General features: G+C 74.6%; 20 protein-coding genes. 7 read left to right on the forward strand and 13 right to left on the reverse strand.

Features of this window, described 5'->3' with window-relative positions:
• Positions 1-125: 125 nt before the first annotated feature.
• Entirely contained in the window at positions 126-746 is a 621-nt protein-coding gene (locus tag HUN59_RS01610) for an alpha/beta hydrolase (protein WP_254629963.1), read from the reverse strand.
• A gap of 73 nt (positions 747-819) precedes the next feature.
• On the opposite strand from HUN59_RS01610, the gene HUN59_RS01615 reads away from it, so the two are divergent.
• Positions 820-1362, forward strand: coding sequence for an NUDIX hydrolase family protein (locus HUN59_RS01615; protein WP_058742808.1), 543 nt, complete (start codon positions 820-822; stop codon positions 1360-1362).
• A 110-nt stretch (positions 1363-1472) separates the two neighbouring features.
• Here the strand turns inward: HUN59_RS01615 and HUN59_RS01620 are convergent, their stop codons facing one another.
• Positions 1473-1676, reverse strand: coding sequence for a CsbD family protein (locus HUN59_RS01620; RefSeq protein ID WP_058742809.1), 204 nt, complete (start codon positions 1674-1676; stop codon positions 1473-1475).
• A 172-nt stretch (positions 1677-1848) separates the two neighbouring features.
• Positions 1849-3468, reverse strand: coding sequence for a DEAD/DEAH box helicase (locus tag HUN59_RS01625; RefSeq protein ID WP_174777320.1), 1620 nt, complete (start codon positions 3466-3468; stop codon positions 1849-1851).
• Positions 3469-3739: 271 nt separating this feature from the next.
• On the opposite strand from HUN59_RS01625, the gene HUN59_RS01630 reads away from it, so the two are divergent.
• Positions 3740-4633: an endo alpha-1,4 polygalactosaminidase gene (locus HUN59_RS01630; RefSeq protein WP_254629964.1), complete on the forward strand. Its 894-nt coding sequence runs from the start codon at positions 3740-3742 to the stop codon at positions 4631-4633.
• Between the two features lie 157 nt (positions 4634-4790).
• Here the strand turns inward: HUN59_RS01630 and HUN59_RS01635 are convergent, their stop codons facing one another.
• The 4 genes from HUN59_RS01635 to HUN59_RS01650 all read right to left on the reverse strand — a co-directional run bounded on the left by HUN59_RS01635 (position 4791) and on the right by HUN59_RS01650 (position 7073).
• On the reverse strand, positions 4791-5150 hold the full coding sequence (locus HUN59_RS01635; RefSeq protein ID WP_058742823.1) for a GntR family transcriptional regulator: 360 nt from the start codon (positions 5148-5150) through the stop codon (positions 4791-4793).
• Positions 5151-5184: 34 nt separating this feature from the next.
• The gene (locus HUN59_RS01640; RefSeq protein ID WP_058742824.1) at positions 5185-5754 is read right to left on the reverse strand and encodes a DUF1684 domain-containing protein; all 570 of its coding nucleotides are present in this window, start codon (positions 5752-5754) and stop codon (positions 5185-5187) included.
• 136 nt (positions 5755-5890) lie between these two features.
• A complete protein-coding gene (locus HUN59_RS01645) occupies positions 5891-6370 on the reverse strand; it encodes a hypothetical protein (RefSeq protein ID WP_174777321.1) in 480 nt (159 codons plus the stop codon).
• Between the two features lie 70 nt (positions 6371-6440).
• Complete coding sequence (locus tag HUN59_RS01650; RefSeq protein WP_058742812.1) at positions 6441-7073, reverse strand: GNAT family N-acetyltransferase; 633 nt, start codon at positions 7071-7073, stop codon at positions 6441-6443.
• A gap of 110 nt (positions 7074-7183) precedes the next feature.
• Between HUN59_RS01650 and HUN59_RS01655 the strand changes: the two genes are divergently transcribed.
• On the forward strand, positions 7184-7804 hold the full coding sequence (locus HUN59_RS01655; RefSeq protein ID WP_174777322.1) for a hypothetical protein: 621 nt from the start codon (positions 7184-7186) through the stop codon (positions 7802-7804).
• Between the two features lie 50 nt (positions 7805-7854).
• Entirely contained in the window at positions 7855-8157 is a 303-nt protein-coding gene (locus tag HUN59_RS01660) for a DUF427 domain-containing protein (RefSeq protein WP_058742825.1), read from the forward strand.
• A 26-nt stretch (positions 8158-8183) separates the two neighbouring features.
• On the opposite strand, the gene HUN59_RS01665 is transcribed toward HUN59_RS01660, so the two are convergent.
• The 6 genes from HUN59_RS01665 to HUN59_RS01690 all read right to left on the reverse strand — a co-directional run bounded on the left by HUN59_RS01665 (position 8184) and on the right by HUN59_RS01690 (position 13473).
• The gene (locus HUN59_RS01665; protein ID WP_174777323.1) at positions 8184-9437 is read right to left on the reverse strand and encodes an Nramp family divalent metal transporter; all 1254 of its coding nucleotides are present in this window, start codon (positions 9435-9437) and stop codon (positions 8184-8186) included.
• Between the two features lie 73 nt (positions 9438-9510).
• Positions 9511-10206 carry a CGNR zinc finger domain-containing protein gene (locus HUN59_RS01670; protein ID WP_058742815.1) on the reverse strand — a complete coding sequence of 232 codons (696 nt, stop codon included), beginning with the start codon at positions 10204-10206 and terminating at the stop codon, positions 9511-9513.
• A gap of 47 nt (positions 10207-10253) precedes the next feature.
• Positions 10254-10715: a SprT-like domain-containing protein gene (locus tag HUN59_RS01675; RefSeq protein ID WP_174777324.1), complete on the reverse strand. Its 462-nt coding sequence runs from the start codon at positions 10713-10715 to the stop codon at positions 10254-10256.
• Positions 10712-11554, reverse strand: a complete 843-nt coding sequence (locus tag HUN59_RS01680; RefSeq protein ID WP_058742817.1) for a hypothetical protein — start codon at positions 11552-11554, stop codon at positions 10712-10714. Before HUN59_RS01680 ends, HUN59_RS01675 begins: the two co-directional genes overlap by 4 nt.
• Positions 11555-11672: 118 nt before the next feature.
• A complete protein-coding gene (locus HUN59_RS01685) occupies positions 11673-12419 on the reverse strand; it encodes a hypothetical protein (protein ID WP_174777325.1) in 747 nt (248 codons plus the stop codon).
• A gap of 211 nt (positions 12420-12630) precedes the next feature.
• Positions 12631-13473, reverse strand: coding sequence for a spermidine synthase (locus tag HUN59_RS01690; protein WP_174777326.1), 843 nt, complete (start codon positions 13471-13473; stop codon positions 12631-12633).
• A 132-nt stretch (positions 13474-13605) separates the two neighbouring features.
• On the opposite strand from HUN59_RS01690, the gene HUN59_RS01695 reads away from it, so the two are divergent.
• The 3 genes from HUN59_RS01695 to HUN59_RS01705 are packed head-to-tail and all read left to right on the forward strand — an operon-like array spanning position 13606 to position 15922.
• Complete coding sequence (locus HUN59_RS01695) at positions 13606-14106, forward strand: hypothetical protein (protein WP_174777327.1); 501 nt, start codon at positions 13606-13608, stop codon at positions 14104-14106.
• Positions 14103-15272 (forward strand): sensor histidine kinase, encoded by a 1170-nt coding sequence (locus HUN59_RS01700; RefSeq protein ID WP_174777328.1) that lies wholly within the window; start codon positions 14103-14105, stop codon positions 15270-15272. Before HUN59_RS01695 ends, HUN59_RS01700 begins: the two co-directional genes overlap by 4 nt.
• A complete protein-coding gene (locus tag HUN59_RS01705) occupies positions 15269-15922 on the forward strand; it encodes a response regulator transcription factor (protein WP_174777329.1) in 654 nt (217 codons plus the stop codon). The genes HUN59_RS01700 and HUN59_RS01705 overlap by 4 nt, the downstream gene beginning before the upstream one ends.
• Positions 15923-16209 lie beyond the last annotated feature (287 nt).

Consider the following 16209-nt stretch of genomic DNA (forward strand, 5'->3'; position numbering starts at 1 on the left):
CCCCTCGCCCCGTCACCTCCTCGCCCCGTCGATGGAGCAGAAGCCGTCGCGTGCACGGAGGCGACCCGACGTCGTCTGCTCCATCGACGGGGCGGACGGAGGGGCCGCGACCTCCGCTGCCCGCGTCAGTCGGCGTCGACGAAGGCGGCGACGTCGGCGAGCTCCGCGGCCGACACCGCGTGTGCCAGTCCCGCGTACGTGCGGTCGGTGACGTCCGTGTGCGCGGCGGCCCACGCCTGCGTGCGTGCGGTCGCCTCCGCCGGGATCACCGGGTCCAGGTCGCCGTGCCCCAGGAACACCCGGGGGCGGATCGTCGCCACGGCCTCGTCGCGGGAGTCCGCGACCCCCGGCACGACGAAGCCGGACAGCGACACCGCGAACGCGAACGCCCCCGGTCGCGCGCGCAGGAGCTGCAGCGCCATCGAGCCACCCTGCGAGAACCCGAGCAGTCCGATACGGGGGTGGTCGGCCGCGACGTCGTCGATCCACGCGAGGACCTCGTCGACGGCATCGTCCACCGGACCCACCGCGGGGGAGCCCGGTGTCCCGAGCGGGTACCAGGAGAACCCGGGACCCCACGGCATCGGCGCGCGCAGCGACGCGGCCGTCCACGCGGGCGGGAGCGCGGGTGCGATCCCGAGCAGGTCCCGCTCGTTCGAGCCCACCCCGTGCAGCAGGACGAGCAGCGGCGTCCCCGCCCGCTCGTCGGCCGGCCGGGTCCACTGCACGACGTCCGCATCGATCACGTGGACGACGCTAGCCGTCCACGGCGACCGCGGCGTGCGCCGAACTCGCCGGGGCGACTGGTAGACACGGTGCATGGCCTCGCTGCGCACCCCCGACCCCGACTCCGGCTGGCTGTCCGACGAGGAGCTCGCGAACATCCGCCGGCGCCTGCCGATCTGCTACGTCGAGGCGCTGCCCGTCCGCACCGACGGCCTCGGCGTGGTGACCGAGGTGGGCGTGCTGCTGCGCGTCTCGCCGAGCGGGTCGATCGCCCGGACGCTCGTCTCCGGCCGCGTGATGTTCGGCGAGTCGATCCGGACCGCGCTGTTCCGGCACCTCGAGAAGGACCTCGGTCCGATGGCGTTCCCGCAGCTCCCCGCGAGCCCGACGCCCTTCACGGTCGCCGAGTACTTCCCGCTCCCCGGCGCCTCGGTGTTCACCGACGAGCGGCAGCACGCGATCTCCCTCGCGTACGTCGTGCCCGTGACGGGGACGTGCGAGCCGCGTCAGGACGCCCTCGAGCTCACGTGGATGAGCCCGATCGAGGCGGCCTCCGACGCCGTCGCCGAGGAGATGGAGGGCGGTCGCGGCGCCCTGCTCCGTGCGGGCCTGGCGTCCGTCGGGGCCCTGCACTAGCGGGACCCGCCCGCTGCCCGCGCGGCCTCCGCCCGCCGCACCCGCACACGACGAAGCCCCCGGGACCGATCGATTCCGGGGGCTTCGCAGCGCGGTCGCTGGGACCGGCTTCAGTGCTTGTCGTTGCGGAGGCTGTCCGCGACGCCGTGCGCCGCGTCCTTGACGTCGTCGACGCCCTGCTTGGCCGACGCCTTGGCCTGGTCGGTCTGACCCTCGGCCTTCAGCTTGTCGTTGCCGGTCAGGTTGCCGAGGCCCTCCTTGACCTTGCCGACGAGCTTCTCCCCGGTGTGGTTGTTGTCTTCGCTGCCAGCCATACGGTCTCCTTCCAACGACGGACGATTCCCCGTCAGCCGCTCGCGCGGCGTCCGGTGCAGGAGAACCTACGCCGCCGGACGACCGTGCTCGCACTCGGCGTCCAGGTTCGGACGTACCGGCCCACGGCCCGGGACCGCGCAGGCGACCCGGGACCGTTCAGCGGCGGTCAGCTCAGTGGCGGTCGGCCGACCCCGCGGGACGCGAGGCCCGACGCGAGCCGCTGCGACGCCGCGCGCCGCCCGACTCCGAACCGGCGCTGCGCCCACCGACGTACCCGCCCTCGGACGACCACACGGCGCTCGACCCGCCGCGCACGACGTCGCTCGAGGCACGACGACCGGAGCCGCCGCGACGCTGCCCACCGGTCGCCGGGGCTGCGCTCGCCGGAGCCGCGGCGGCACCGCGACCCGAGGCCGACCGGCCGCCGCGCCCGTTGCCGGACCGGCCCGACGTGCCGGACGCACCGGTCGAGGCGGGCTGGGCCGCGCCTCCCGACCGTCCGCCGCGACCACGGCGACGACCGCCGCCCTCGCTGCCGGAGCCGGCCGACTCAGCACGCGGCGCGCGCTGGCGCTGCTGCTGGACCGGCTGCTCCTCGACGTGCCGGATCGGTGCGACCTCGCCGACGAGCTCGGTCACCGCGGGGGACGTCGCCGTCACCTGCTGCGGCTTCACCGAGATCGCGGCCGCGCGCATCATCTGCGCGACGTCGCGGCGCTCCGCCGGCAGCGTCACGGTCACGACGTCACCGGACGAACCGGCACGCGCGGTGCGGCCCGAACGGTGCAGGTACGCCTTGTGCTCGGTCGGTGGGTCGACGTGCACGACGAGCTCGACGTGGTCGACGTGCACGCCACGGGCGGCGACGTCGGTGGCGACGAGCACGAGGGCCTCGCCGGACGAGAACTTCGCGAGGTTCCGCTCCCGGGCGCCCTGCGACAGGTTGCCCTGCAGGTCGACGGCCGGGATGCCCTGGCTGGTCAGCTGCTTGGCGAGGCGCTTGGCGTGGTGCTTCGTGCGCATGAAGAGGATGCGGCGACCGGTGCCCGAGGCGAGCGTGCGGACGAGGTCCTTCTTCGCGTCGGCGTCGGCGACCTCGAACAGGTGGTGGGTCATCGCCTCGACCGGGCTGGTCTCGTCGTCGACGGAGTGCATGACCGGGCTGTGCAGGAACTTCTTGACGAGCTTGTCCACGCCGTTGTCGAGCGTCGCCGAGAACAGCAGGCGCTGCCCCTGCTCCGGCGTCGCCTGCATGATCTTCGTCACGCCGGGCAGGAAGCCCATGTCGGCCATGTGGTCGGCCTCGTCGAGGACGGTGACCTCGATGCCGTCCAGGTGCACGTGGCCCTGCTGCATGAGGTCGGCGAGGCGACCGGGGCAGGCGACGACGACGTCGACGCCACCGCGGAGCGCGTCGACCTGCCGGCCCTGGCCGACACCGCCGAAGATCGTGGTGGTGTTCAGGCCCATCGCCTTCGCCAGCGGGGCGAGGGTCGCGTCGATCTGCGTCGCGAGCTCCCGCGTCGGGGCGAGCACGAGCGCACGGGGGCGACCGGCGCGACGCCCGCGGGGCGAGGCCGCCAGGCGTGCGGCGAGCGGGATCGCGAACGCGATCGTCTTGCCGGAACCGGTGCGGCCGCGGCCGAGCACGTCCTTGCCCCGCAGGGAGTCGGGGAGCGTGTGAACCTGGATCGGGAACGCCGTCTTCTTGCCCTGCTGGACGAGGACGTCGACCATCGGCGCCGGGACGCCCAGGTCGGAGAAACGGACGGAGGAGGGGGATGCGGTCATGGTGACCTTTCGGGCCGGCACGTGCCGGCCGTGGGCGCGCTCGTGGTCGGCGCGCGGGCGGGATCCCCGCATCAGCGTGGCTGACGCGGTCGCCGCAGCAGAGAGCCTGGCACCGGATGTGACGGTGCGTGATCATCGACCGGATGAGGGTCGGGAGTCCGGGGCGTCCGTACGACGCACGAGGCGATCGGCGCCTCGAGTACCCCCAGCATAGCGGGCGACCCGTGATCGCGGGGATGTCCGTTCGCCGAGCGCGTGCGATGATCCCGGAGTGCGCCCCCGCAGGACCCCGCTGACCCCGACCAAGGCTGCCGTCGCCGCGGTGGTGACGGCCGTCCTCGTCGCCCTCGGTGCAGCGGCCTGTGCGGGCGGCGGCGCACCGACCGCGACCGCGCCGATCGGCCGGGCCCCGGCTCCCACCGGGTCCGCGGCGGTCCGGGCCTTCCCGGTGTCCGGGCTGCCGGACTACCAGCTCGGCGGTCCCTACGAGCCCCCGACCGGCGTGACGATCGTCGAGCGCGACAGCACCGCGCACCCGGCGGCCGGCACGTACTCGATCTGCTACGTGAACGGCTTCCAGACCCAGCCCGACGAGACCGACGCCTGGCTGTCCGACCACCCGGACGCGGTCCTCCGGGACGACGACGGCGAGCCCGTCTCGGACCCCGGCTGGCCGGACGAGGTGCTCCTCGACACCACCACCGCCGCGAAGCGTGCCGAGGTCGTGGACGTCCTACGGCGTGACGTCGCACGGTGTGCCGACCGCGGGTTCGACGCCGTCGAGTACGACAACCTCGACTCGTGGACCCGCTCCGGGAAGCGCCTGACGCGGGCGGACAACCTCGCGCTGGCGTCGGCGCTCGTGCGGCTCGGGCACGAGCACGGCCTGGCGGTCGGGCAGAAGAACACCCCGCAGCTCGGGACGTCGGGACGCACGGCGACGGGCTTCGACTTCGTCGTCTCCGAGGAGTGCGTCCAGTACCAGGAGTGCGGCGCGTACACGGCGGCCTACGGGGACCGCGTGCTCGACGTCGAGTACGCGGACGCGCTCGACCGGTCGTGGTCGTCGGTGTGCGCGATGCGCGACCGTCCGCCGATGACGATCCTGCGGGACCGCGACCTGGTCACCCCCGACGACGACGCGTACGTCTTCGAGCACTGCTGACCGCGCCGGTCCTGTCCGCTTCCGTCCCGCAAGACGCAACGTGGGCGGTTTCCCGCAGCGCGATGTCGCTGCGAGCAACCGCCCACGTTGCGTCTTGCGATCGGGAGTGCGGGTGACGGCCTGGAGGATCGGGGCCGGGTCGCGCGGACCGGTCGCGTCAGGCGGGCCAGGCCTCACGTAGGGCGGCTGCCGCCTGGTCGGCGGACAGGCCTGCCTCGCGCGCCACGGCCACGAGGGCGCGTGCGGCCTCGGCGACGCTGTCCGGCACGGCCGCCGGGCGCACCACCCGGGTCCCGGCGCCGCGTGCGGTGTGCACGAGACCCGCCTCCTCGAGCAGCTGGTACGCCCGGGCGACCGTCCCGGCGGCCAGCCCGAGCTCCTCGGCCAGCGCCCGGACGCTCGGCAGCCGCTCGCCGTCCACCAGGTAGCCGGCTCCGATCTGGGCCGCGATCTGCGACCGCACCTGCTCGAACGGCGGCACCCGGCCGCCGGCGTCCAGAGCCACGAGTCCCGTCATGCGCTCCACCCTTGCGTCCCGTTCCTGCGTTCGGTCAGAAGTCGTACTGCTCGCCGACCGGGATCGGCACGGCGACGGTGTTCCCGGGCGGCGCGAGCGGGCACGCCCACGCCGGGTCGTACGCGCACGAGGGGTTGTACGCGAAGTTGAAGTCGAGCACGAGCTCGCCGTCGTCGCCCCCGAGGTCCGCGCCCTTGATCGTGTCGAGCAGGTACCGGCCGCCGCCGTAGGTCCCGCGCGCACGACCGGCGCTCGCGTCCTTGACCGGGACGAACACGCCGCCCGCGTAGCCGCCGTGCGACCACACGTCGAGCGAGCCGATGCCGGGGAGCCGGACGACGCCGAGCCGGTCGAAGTGCACCGTGCCGTCCGTCCCCGTCTCGACGTCCATCGCCAGTGCCTCGGCGGGCTCGATGCGGGCCCGGAAGCGCCACTCGGGGTCGTAGTCCGGCACGGGCAGGGCCTCGAAGTCGCGGGCGTCCTCGTCCAGCAGCGGACTCGCCGGGTGCTCGCCGAACATGGCGTCGCGGGTCTCCCGCCACATCGCGTGCGCGGTCTCCGGGTCCGAGGTGGCGCGGACCCGTCGGTACAGGTCGAAGGTCATCCGCCGCCAGTCCACGGTGGCCAGCGTGCTGTGCACGCGGTCACGGGCCCTCGGCTCCTGCGTCTGGCTCACGGGTCGAGCGTACGCCGCGGTCCGTCGACGGTGCCAACGCCGCGGCGACCTCGGGCGGCGATCGTCAGCGCGGGGCCCGCCAGGTCGGTGCGAGCTGTCGCATCCGGAGCGCCCGCCACTGCCAGATCACCCACATGCCCGGCCAGAGCGCGAGCCCGAGGATCGCCGGACGCATCCGGTAGGTCAGGCGGTCGAGCAGCAGGGTCCGGCCGTCGCCGAGGTCGACCGTGGCCATCCGGTGTGCCATGTCCATCCGGCCGAACAGTCCGGACACGCCGCCGCCGTTGTCCCGCTGCACCGGGACGCCCTGGACCTCGTACAGGTCGATGTCGACGTGCGTGTCCCCGCTCGGCACGACGCCGAACACCGCGGCCGTGATCGGCTCGGCCCTACCAGGGGTCCAGCGCTCCGGGAACCCACCAGCCGCGCGCGACCGGTAGACCAGGAACGGCTTCGTGACGGCGACCATCACCGACGGCGACAGCAGGGCGTCGCGGACGGCGTCGACCGGGGCGTCGAGGACGATGCGGAGACCGACGTGCATGCCGGTGACGGTACGCGGCGACGCTGGGACGCCGGGGTCGGGCCGGCACCGGCCTTCGGAGGAGCCGGGTTCAGGCGTGTCGGGCAGCGCGGCGACGCGAGCCCTCGGCACGGTCCCGGGTGCGCAGCCGCTCGGACAGGGCGAGGCGCACGGTCGGCCACTCGGCCGCGGTGATCGAGAACACCACGGTGTCGCGGAGCGTGCCGTCGCGACCGATCGAGTGACTGCGGAGGACGCCGTCCTGCTTCGCTCCGAGCGAGGCGATCGCCGCGCGTGACTGGTGGTTGTGCCAGTGCGTGCGGAACTCCACCGCGATGCACTGCCAGGCGTCGAACGCGTGCGAGAGCAGGAGCAGCTTCGCCTCGGTGTTGATCCCGGTGCGCTGGGCCGCCCGGGCCAGGAACGTGTGGCCGATCTCGACCCGGCGGTTCACGGTGTCGACGTTCATGAAGGTCGTCGCCCCGACCACGCGCCCGGTCGGCCGGTCCCGCACGGCGAAGGGCAGCATCCGCCCCGCGGCGTGCTCGGCGAGACGACGCTCGATCTCGGCGTCGACCGCGTCGGGGGCGGGCACCGACGTGTACCAGGTGCGCCAGAGGTCGCCGTCCGAGACCGCCGTCCGCAGGTCCTCCGCGTGCTCGGCCTCGAGGGGCTCGAGGGTGACGCGGTCGCCGTGCAGGGTGGGGACGGTGGCGATCTCCATGGTCACCGATCCTACGGTCGGGCGATGGGTGCCGAGGCTGCTCGACCACACCTGTGGAGACCGGGCCTGTGGGAACGGACAGCCGGACCGCGGCCGCTATCGTGTCGCGGGTGGCAGCACGCATGCAGGAGCAGTACCAGGTCCGGTTCGCGTGGGGGACGCCCGGCGCCGAGCGCATCGCCCGGGACGCGCACCTCGTCGTCTGGGTGGACGTCCTCCCGGACCGCCGCGGCACCGCACCCGTCGAACGGCTGCGCGCCCTGCGCGCCGCGGTGACGGGCGTGCCGGACGGCCCAGAGGTCGTGCTCGGCCACCTCGGCGACGCGACCGCCGTCGCGGAACGCGTGACGCGCCTCCAGGCCGAGCGTGGTGACCGGTGCGTGGTCGCGATCGTCGCCGCCGGGCGCACGCACGCGCATCCCGACGCCGCCGACGACGCGGGCGAGACGGCGGACCGCGCTGATGCACCCGACCAGGCCGTCGAGGACCTGCTGGCCGCCGGTGCCGTGGTCGACGCCCTCGTCGCGGTCGGCATCGACCACACTTCACCGGAGGCCGCCGCCGCGTGTGCCGCGTTCACGGGACTGCGCCGAGCGGTCCGGCACCTCGTCAGCGCGGCCGAGGGGGCCGCGGTCCTGGACCCGGAGGACGTGCGGACGGCGCTCGCCGCCGGACCGGACCTCGTCACGCTGCGACCGGCCGCGCAGCGGGAATCGGGTCCGCGCGCGTAGCGTTCCCGATCGCAGGCGTCGACCGGGCGCCGCGAGTGGAGGAGCACGTCATGAAGGCAGTCGTCGGCGACACCGTGATCGCGGAGGCCCCGCAGGAGGACCTCATCCAGATCGAGGGGAACTGGTACTTCCCGCCGTCGAGCGTGAAGCCCGAGTTCTTCAGCGAGAGCGACACCCAGTACCACTGCCCGTGGAAGGGCGACACGCAGTACTACACGGTCACCGTGGACGGGCAGCCGCTCCCGGACCGCGCGTGGTCGTACCCGACGCCGATCCCGTCGTCCTTCGACCGCGTCGGCAAGGACTACTCCGGGTACTACGCGTTCTGGAAGGACGTCCGCGTCGTCGACTGACGCGGTGTCCGAGCCGCTGGTCGCGCTCAGCCGGTGACGGTGAGCGCGACCAGTGTCACGTTCAGGGCCACGATCACGAGCGCGATGACCGCTGCGACGACCCGGGTCGCCACGGCGTTGACGTCGGTCCCCATGACGCTCCGCCGCGAGGTGTAGACGACCAGCGGCACGATCGCGAACGCGATGCCGAAGCTCAGGACGACCTGGCTCACCACGAGCAGCATCGTCGGGTCCACCCCCGCCGCGAGCAGGACGAGCGCGGGCACCAGCGTCACGAGCCGACGGACCAGGAGCGGCACGCGGACGTGCAGCAGTCCGTGCATGATCTCGGCACCGGCCATGCAGCCGACCGAGGTCGAGGCCAGCCCGGACGCCAGGAGTCCGACCGCGAACAGTACGTCGACGACCGGGCCGACGTTCGTCTCGATCGCCCGCTGTGCACCGGGGATGGTGTCCGTGCCGGCGACCCCCGGCAGCGTCGCCGCGGCGAGGACGAGCATGCAGATGTTCACGCCGCCGGCCACCACGAGCGCGAGGGCGACGTCCCACCGCGTCGCGACGAGCACCCGGCGTCGCTCGGGTCCGGCCGGGACGTCGCCGTGGCGATCCCGGGCGAGGGCCGAGTGCAGGTACACGGCGTGCGGCATCACGGTCGCGCCGAGCATCGACGCCGCGAGCAGCACCGAGCCGGAGTCCTCGAAGCGCGGGACGAGCCCGCCGAGCAGCTCCGTCGGGGACACCGGCGCGACGAGCAGCCCGGCGCAGAAGCCGACCGTCAGGATCGCGAGCATCGTCGTGACGACGGCCTCGAAGGTGCGGGTGCCGCGGCGGCTGTGCAGCGTCAGGATGAGCATCGACACGATCCCGGTGACGAGTCCGCCGGCGACGAGCGGCAGCCCGAAGAGCAGGTGCAGGGCGAGTGCCCCACCGATCACCTCGGCCACGTCGGTCGCGGCGGCGACGACCTCGGCCTGGGCCCAGAACAGCAGCCGAGGGGTGCGGCGCATCCGGAGGCCCAGGTGCTCCGGGAGGGACCGCCCGGTCACGACGCCGAGCTTCGCGGACAGGTACTGCACGACGACGGCACTCGCGTTCGCGGCGACGAGCACCCAGAGCAGCAGGTAGCCGTACTGCGCCCCGGCCGTGAGGTTCGCGGCGACGTTGCCGGGATCGACGTAGGCGATGGCGGCGACGAACGCGGGGCCGAGCAGCGTCAGGCCGGCGGCGCGCTTCGCGGGCGTGCGCTCAGCGGCACGCGGCGGGGTCGAGACGTCGGACATGCCCCCAGCATGCCAGAGGATTCGGCATGCCGAATCTTTTTGTTCGGACTGCGTTCTGGTGGCTCAGGCCGGGTCAGGCCGCCGCGCGCCGTGCCCGGTGCGCCCGCACCTTCGCCCGGTTGCCGCACCGCTGCATCGAGCACCAGCGCCGGGTCCCGCCGCGCGAGGAGTCGTAGAACACCAGGCCGCAGTCGTCGGCCGAGCACCGGCTCAGCCGGGTGGCCTGCCCGTCCGCCGCGAGGTCGTCGAAGCCCACCTCGGTGAACAGGGCGACCGCATCCCGCGCGACGCTCGACAGCGCCTGCGCCAGTCGGACCCGGTTCGCGCCGGCGCGACGACGCCCGCCGGGCAGGCTCGGCGGCACGTCGGGCAGCGCGGCGAACAGGTTCACGGTGTCGATGTCGTCCGGGGCCGGACGGGTCCGACCGGTGCCCGCGCGGAGCCCGGCGCCGATCGCGGTCCGCTCGGCGGCGGTGGACGCGGGGGCCGGAGCGGCGGCGACCGCGAGGCGGCCGATCGCGGCCCGGAGTGCCCGGGCGTCCTGCAGCTCCCGCGCGGTCGCGCCGACGTCGATCGGCTCGGTGTGGTCGCCGAGCCACTCGTCCAGGTCGGCCGGGGTCACGAGCAGCTCGCCGAGCCGGGCACGGGGGCGCCGGGCGTCGGGGTCGTCCGCGAAGCCGCCGGTGTGCGCGAAGTCCAGGGCGATCCGTCCGGCGTCGAAGAACCACGACGACCCGCTGTCCGTCCGGATGTGCTGCCCTGTGTGCATCCGTCCAGGCTAACGGCTCCCCGGCGCGCCTCCACCGGTGGACCCGATCATGCGGTAGCCGCGCGGCGCTCCCACGTGATGAGGTTCCGCGGGTCGAACCGCCGGGAGCACGTCGCGCACGCGAGCGGCCGGGTCGGGATGCGGTACCGGAAGTGCTCGTGCCCGGCGGGGCACGTGCCGACCCACGGCGCGAGCTCCGAGGCCACGGGCCCGGCGTACAGCCGCGATCCGGTGTACCCGATGCCGGCGGCCGTCCGGCGCCAGGTGGGGCCGTGCCCGGCCCGGGGTCCCGCCAGGGCGTGCGCGACCTCGTGGAGCAGGACCTGCTCGACGTCGGCGTCCGACACCCGTGCGGTGATGTGCCGGCTCACGGTGATCCGGTGCCGGCCGAAGTCGCACTGTCCGGCCCGGGTCTTCGCGTGGTCGAACGCGAACGTCCACGTGCCGGGCCCGAGGTGGGCGGCGATGAGCTCCTCCGCTCGCCGTCGGACGACGTCGGGAGCGGTCACCGCAGGTCGTCGCCGCGGTCGTCCCGCGGTGCCTGGCCCTTCTGCGCGGCCTTCGCGGCGATCCGGCCCCAGATGTCGTCGGCGTCGGTCCGGGCGGCGTCGGGAGCGCCGAGCACCCGGCGGCGCACCGGGGGAACCTGCTTCACGGGCTCGGCGACGCGGGTGGTGGGCGTCTCGTCCTCGGCCCGGCGTGCGGCGACCTCACGGGCCGTGCGGGGCTGCTCCGTCTGCTCCCGCGGCTGCGCGGCGACCGCGCGGAGCGCCGCCTCGATCGCCGTCTGCAGGGCGTCGGTGCGCTCGGACGGGGCACCGGCCTGCCGGAACGCCTGGTACGCCCGGGACAGTGCGGACCGGGCCTCGTCGAACCGCGAGAGCTCGAACAGCGACCAGCCCTCGAGCTCGGCGGCGGCGCCCTCGAGCTCCGGCCACTCCTCGGTCCTGGCGGTGTCCCGGGCCATGGCGGCCTCGGACGCGGCACGCTCGTAGCGCCCGAGGTCGTGCAGCACGTGGGCACGTCGGATCCGCGAGGCGACCTTGTCGGACCGCTCCCCGGTGAACATCGTCAGCCGGAAGACCTCCTCCGCGACCACGAGCGACTCGTCGAGCCGCCCGAGCAGCCGGAGGAGCTCGGCACGCTCGGCGAGCGCCTCGGTGCTGCGGCTCTGCCCGAGGTCACGGAGGCGCTGCTGCACGGCCTCGGCGTCGACGGCGGGGCGCAGGCTGATCGGCGCGAAGGTGCTCCCCGGGCTGACCCCGGCGGTCACCGGAGCGGCATGGCGGGGCTCCCGGGCGCTGTCGGCGCGGTCGGGCTGCTGGCGGTCGTCGGGCGGGAGGGACATCGGTTCGAGGGTAGCCGCGGCACCCCGTGAGCGGGCGGTGCCACGCGCACGGGGGGCACGAGACGCGACGACGGCCCGCCCTGCGCGCGCAGGACGGGCCGTGGTCTCGCGGTCCGGATCAGGTCAGCTGCGAGCCGAGCGCCACGGCGAAGACGATGTACAGCACCACCGGACCCAGGACGGCGAGGACCACGGCGACGACGCCGAACGCGCGCCCGCGCTTGGTGACGATGGCGATGATGCCCTGCACCAGCGCCCAGAGCCCGAGCACCGTGCCGATGAGGATCGCGATGCCGGCACCACCGCTGCTGGTGAGGATCGTCGGGTCGTTCATCAGCTGGCGCTGCAGGTCCTCCTGCCCCGACTGGGTCGCCGCGGACCCGTTCAGGATCGCGTCGCGGATGGCGCTGTTCGCGCCGAACGCAGAGCCGAACACCGTGCCCGCAACGACCGCGAGGACGACGGCCACGAGGGCGAGCACGAACGCCACGACGCCGACGGTCTTCTTCTTGCGCTTCGGCTCGTCGTACGACTGCCACGCCGGGGCGTTCGCGCTGGTCGGTGCGGCCGCGGCGGCGTAGGGCTGGTGCGACCCGTGCTGCTCGCCCCACGTGGGGGAGTCGGCCGGGCGGCCGTCACGGTCGCCGTGCTGCTCGCCCCACCGCGGCGCATCGGATCGCTCGCCGTACCGCGGAGCGTCCGCTCGCTCGTCGCTGCGCTCCCCGTACCGCGGGGCGTCGTCGCGCTCGCCGTAGCGGGGCAGGTCCCCGGCGCGGTCGGCCGACCCGTGCTGCGGTGCCTCGCCCCAGCTCGGTGCGCGGCCGTCGCCCGTCCGGTCCTCGTTGCTCCGGTCGTCGTTCGTCATCAGGGGACTCCCTTGCTCGGTCGCGCTGCTGCGCGGTCGTGTCCCCCATCCTGGCAGCCGACGTCCGCCCGCGACCGGATCCGTCCGACCGGACGCGCGGACCGTGTCCCCCGGGTGGTCCGGCCGGTACCGCCACCCACCGCAGCGGCATCCGCCGCCCCGGCCTGGAGGATCGTGGCCGCGCCCCCCCGCCGCGCGCGCCCGCCCGGCGTCAGCCCCCGAACACGCTCCGGTTCGGCTCCGGCGACGCCACCGCCGTCTGGTCCGTGACGACCGGTGCCCCGGCCGTGAACGCCCGGAGCTCGGCCCCGTGCACGACCTTCGACGGCAGCGGGTCGGACGAGTACCGGCGGGGCATGTCGGCCACGGGCAGCTCGGACGGCGAGCCGAGCAGCACGATGTTCCCGAACCGCCGGCCCTTGAGCATCCCGGTGTCCGCGACGGCCGCCACCGAGGGCAGCACCGCCTGCAGGGTCGCCGCCTGCCCCCGGGCGAAGGCCAGCCCGGCGCCGTCCGCGACGTTCACCGCGACGATCCCGGTGGGCGACAGGAACTCGGCGACCGACCGGTAGAACTCGACACTCGTCACGTGCGCCGGGATCCGCGAGCCGCCGAAGACGTCGACGACCGCCAGGTCCACGGTGCCGCGGAGCCCGGCGGGCAGCTTGCCCACGACCTCGCGGGCATCGCCGTACCGGACGCGGATCGACGCCCCTCGGGGGAACGGCAGGGCCTCGCGGACGTGGTCCACCAGGTCCCGCTCGAGCTCGACGACCTGCTGCCGGGACCCCGGCCGGGTCACCGCGACGTAGCGGGGGAGCGTCAGGGCGCCCGCGCCGAGGTGCAGCGCCGTGATCGGCCCACCGGGGAGCAGGTCGATCGCGTGCCCGATCCGCCGGATGTACTCGAAGGCCAGGTGCGTCGGGTCCTCGAGGTCGACGTGCGACTGCGGCGTCCCGTCGACGACGAGCGTGAAGGACCCCGGGCGGTGCCGGTCCGGCTCGACCGAGGCCCACCCTGCACCGATCCGGAACCCGTCGAACGCATCTGCCATGCCCCCATGGAACACCACCGCCGATCCCCACCCGGACCACCACCCACGGGTGGTGTGCTCGCCGCCGTCCGCTCGCGAGGCTGGTGTCACCGGTCGGGGCCCCCCGCCGGTCGACCACCGGAAGGGGACACCGTGTCCGTCCAGCTCCTCGCGAACATCGTCATCGGCCTCGCCCTCGTCGGGTTCCTCGCGTACCGCCAGGCCACCTGGCAGTACCTCGACCCGGCCCGGGTCTGGCGGACGCCGCTCGTCCTCGGCGTCGTCGGGATCGTGGTGCTCGCGCAGTCCGCCGCCGCGGTGACGACGCTCGACGTGCTGTTCCTGGGCATCGAGGCCCTCGTGAGCGTCGCCGCCGGCCTGGCGATGGGCGGCATGACGCGCTTCCGGACCGCCGCTGTGGCCGACGACGAGGGCCGCACGCTGCAGGCCCGCACGGGCTGGGCCGGGGCCGGGCTCTGGCTGCTGCTCATCGTCGTCCGGGTCGGTCTCGACGTGCTCGGCGGCCACCTCGGCGCGCACCTGCTGACCTCCACGGGTGCGATCCTCCTGGTCCTCGCGCTCAACCGGGCCGCCCGTGCCCTGGTCGTCGACCAGCGGATCCCGCGTGCCGCCCGCGGCATGATGGTCCGGTGACCGCCGGACCCGGACCCACGAGGACCGCCGCCCGGACCGACCCCGTGCGGGGCCGGTCCGGCTCCGCGCTCACCCGCGTCCTCAACCTGTCCGGCATCGTGGTCGTCGGGTACTGGTTCGTCCGCGCCGTGCTCGATGACGGAGCCCCCGCGTGGGTGTTGATCCTCGGGGTGGTGGCGCTCGCCGCGTGGCTGCTGCGGGTCGTTGCCCGGACCGAGCGGGTGCTCCTCGTCGCGACCTGGTGCATGGTCGTCGCCGGCTCCGCGGTCGTCGTCCCCTCGCGCACCGTGATGATCGCGATCCCGCTGGTCGCCGTCGTCGTGATCAGCGCGAGTCGGCTGCAGCCGGTGTGGGCCGGTCCGGTCGCGGCGGTCGTCGCCGTGGTCCTCGTCGCGGGGACCGCCGTGGTTGCGGGCGCCTCGGTGTCGGTCGTCCTCGGCACCGGCGCGGGCGTGCTGCTCGCCGCCGTGGTCGGCTTCAGCCGCCGGCAGCTCCGGGTCGCCGAGGAGCGCACGCGCCAGGCCGAGGCCGAGCAGCAGCGCGCTCAGCTCCTGGCGGACCGGGCGCGCACCGCGCGGGACGTGCACGACGTGCTCGCGCACTCCCTCGGCGGGCTCGTGCTCCAGCTCGACGCGGTGGAGGCCCTGCTCGAGGCCGGCCGCGTCGACGAGGCCACCCGCCGCGCCGGAGCCGCCCGCGCCCTCGCCGCGAGCGGACTCGCCGAGGCGCGGCGGGCCGTGCACGCGCTGCGCGACGACACCGTCCCGCCCGCCCCGGAGCAGCCGACGGACCTGTCCGCGCTGGTCGCGGCGCACCGCTCCTTCGGCGGGACCCTCACCACGCACGGCGACCAGGCGCTCGCCGCCGTCGACGCTGCCCACCGGCACGTCGTGGTCGCGGCCGTCCGGGAGGCACTGAGCAACGCCCGCAGGCACGCCCCCGGCCGACCCGTGGTGCTGTCGGTCGACCGGGACGGCTCCGCGGTGCGGGTCACCGTGACGAACCCCCTCGACCCCGCCGGGGGAGCGGGCGGTCCCGGCGACGGACACGGGCTCGCCGGGATGCGGGAGCGCTTCGCCGAGCTCGGCGACGACTCGGCGGTCGAGGCCGGTGCAGCTGGTCCCGAGTTCGTCGTCACGATGCGGGTGCCGGCGGTGACCGCGTGACGGTCCGGGTGCTCGTGGTGGACGACCAGGCGATCGTGCGGGACGGTCTGGTGACGGTGCTGTCGCTCGTCCCCGACCTGCAGGTGGTGGGCGAGGCGGCGGACGGCGCCGAGGCGATCGCGATGGTCGCCGCCGACCCGCCGGACGTCGTGCTCATGGACCTGCGGATGCCCGGGACGGACGGCCCGACCGCGACGGCGTCGATCGCCCGGTCGCACCCGGGCGTCGCGGTGCTCGTGCTGACCACCTACGCCGACGACGACTCCATCGTCGGCGCGCTCCGCGCCGGTGCGCGCGGGTACCTCACGAAGGACGCCGGACGCGCGGAGCTCGCGACGGCGATCCGGGCGGTCGCGACCGGGCAGGCCACCTTCGACGCCGAGGTCGGCGCGCGCCTCGTCGCCCAGCTCGCCGCCCCGACCCCGACCGCACCGAGTACGCACGCTCCGACCGGGTTGCGGGACCGCTTCCCGGAGCTGACCCCGCGCGAGGCGGACGTGCTCGAACGCATCGCGGCCGGCCGGACGAACCCGGAGATCGCCGCCGAGCTGTTCCTGACCGTCCCCACCGTGAAGTCCTACGTCAACCAGGTCTTCGCGAAGCTCGGCGTCCGCACCCGCGCGGAGGCCGTCGCCCTCGTCCTGCGCTGACCCCGGCGCGACACCACGGCCGACCCAGCCGACGTCAAGGGTCGTCACGTACCGTTCACCCGGTCGTCATCCGACAGGTGTCGAGCAATCCGCCTGTCGACGTGACCACGACGCGGCCAGGACCCCCACCGCACGCCACCCTCCCCACGCGGGGGCTCCGTCATCGAGCACGGCGCGGACGAACCAGTACCCGACGACCACGATGCCGGACAGGTTGAGGACGCGGGTGAGCGCGGAGCCGGACCGGCCCCGCACGGGGTCGGTCCGGGCGGCGGTCCTCGTGGGTC

The sequence above is a fragment of the Curtobacterium sp. Csp2 genome (assembly GCF_013347165.1).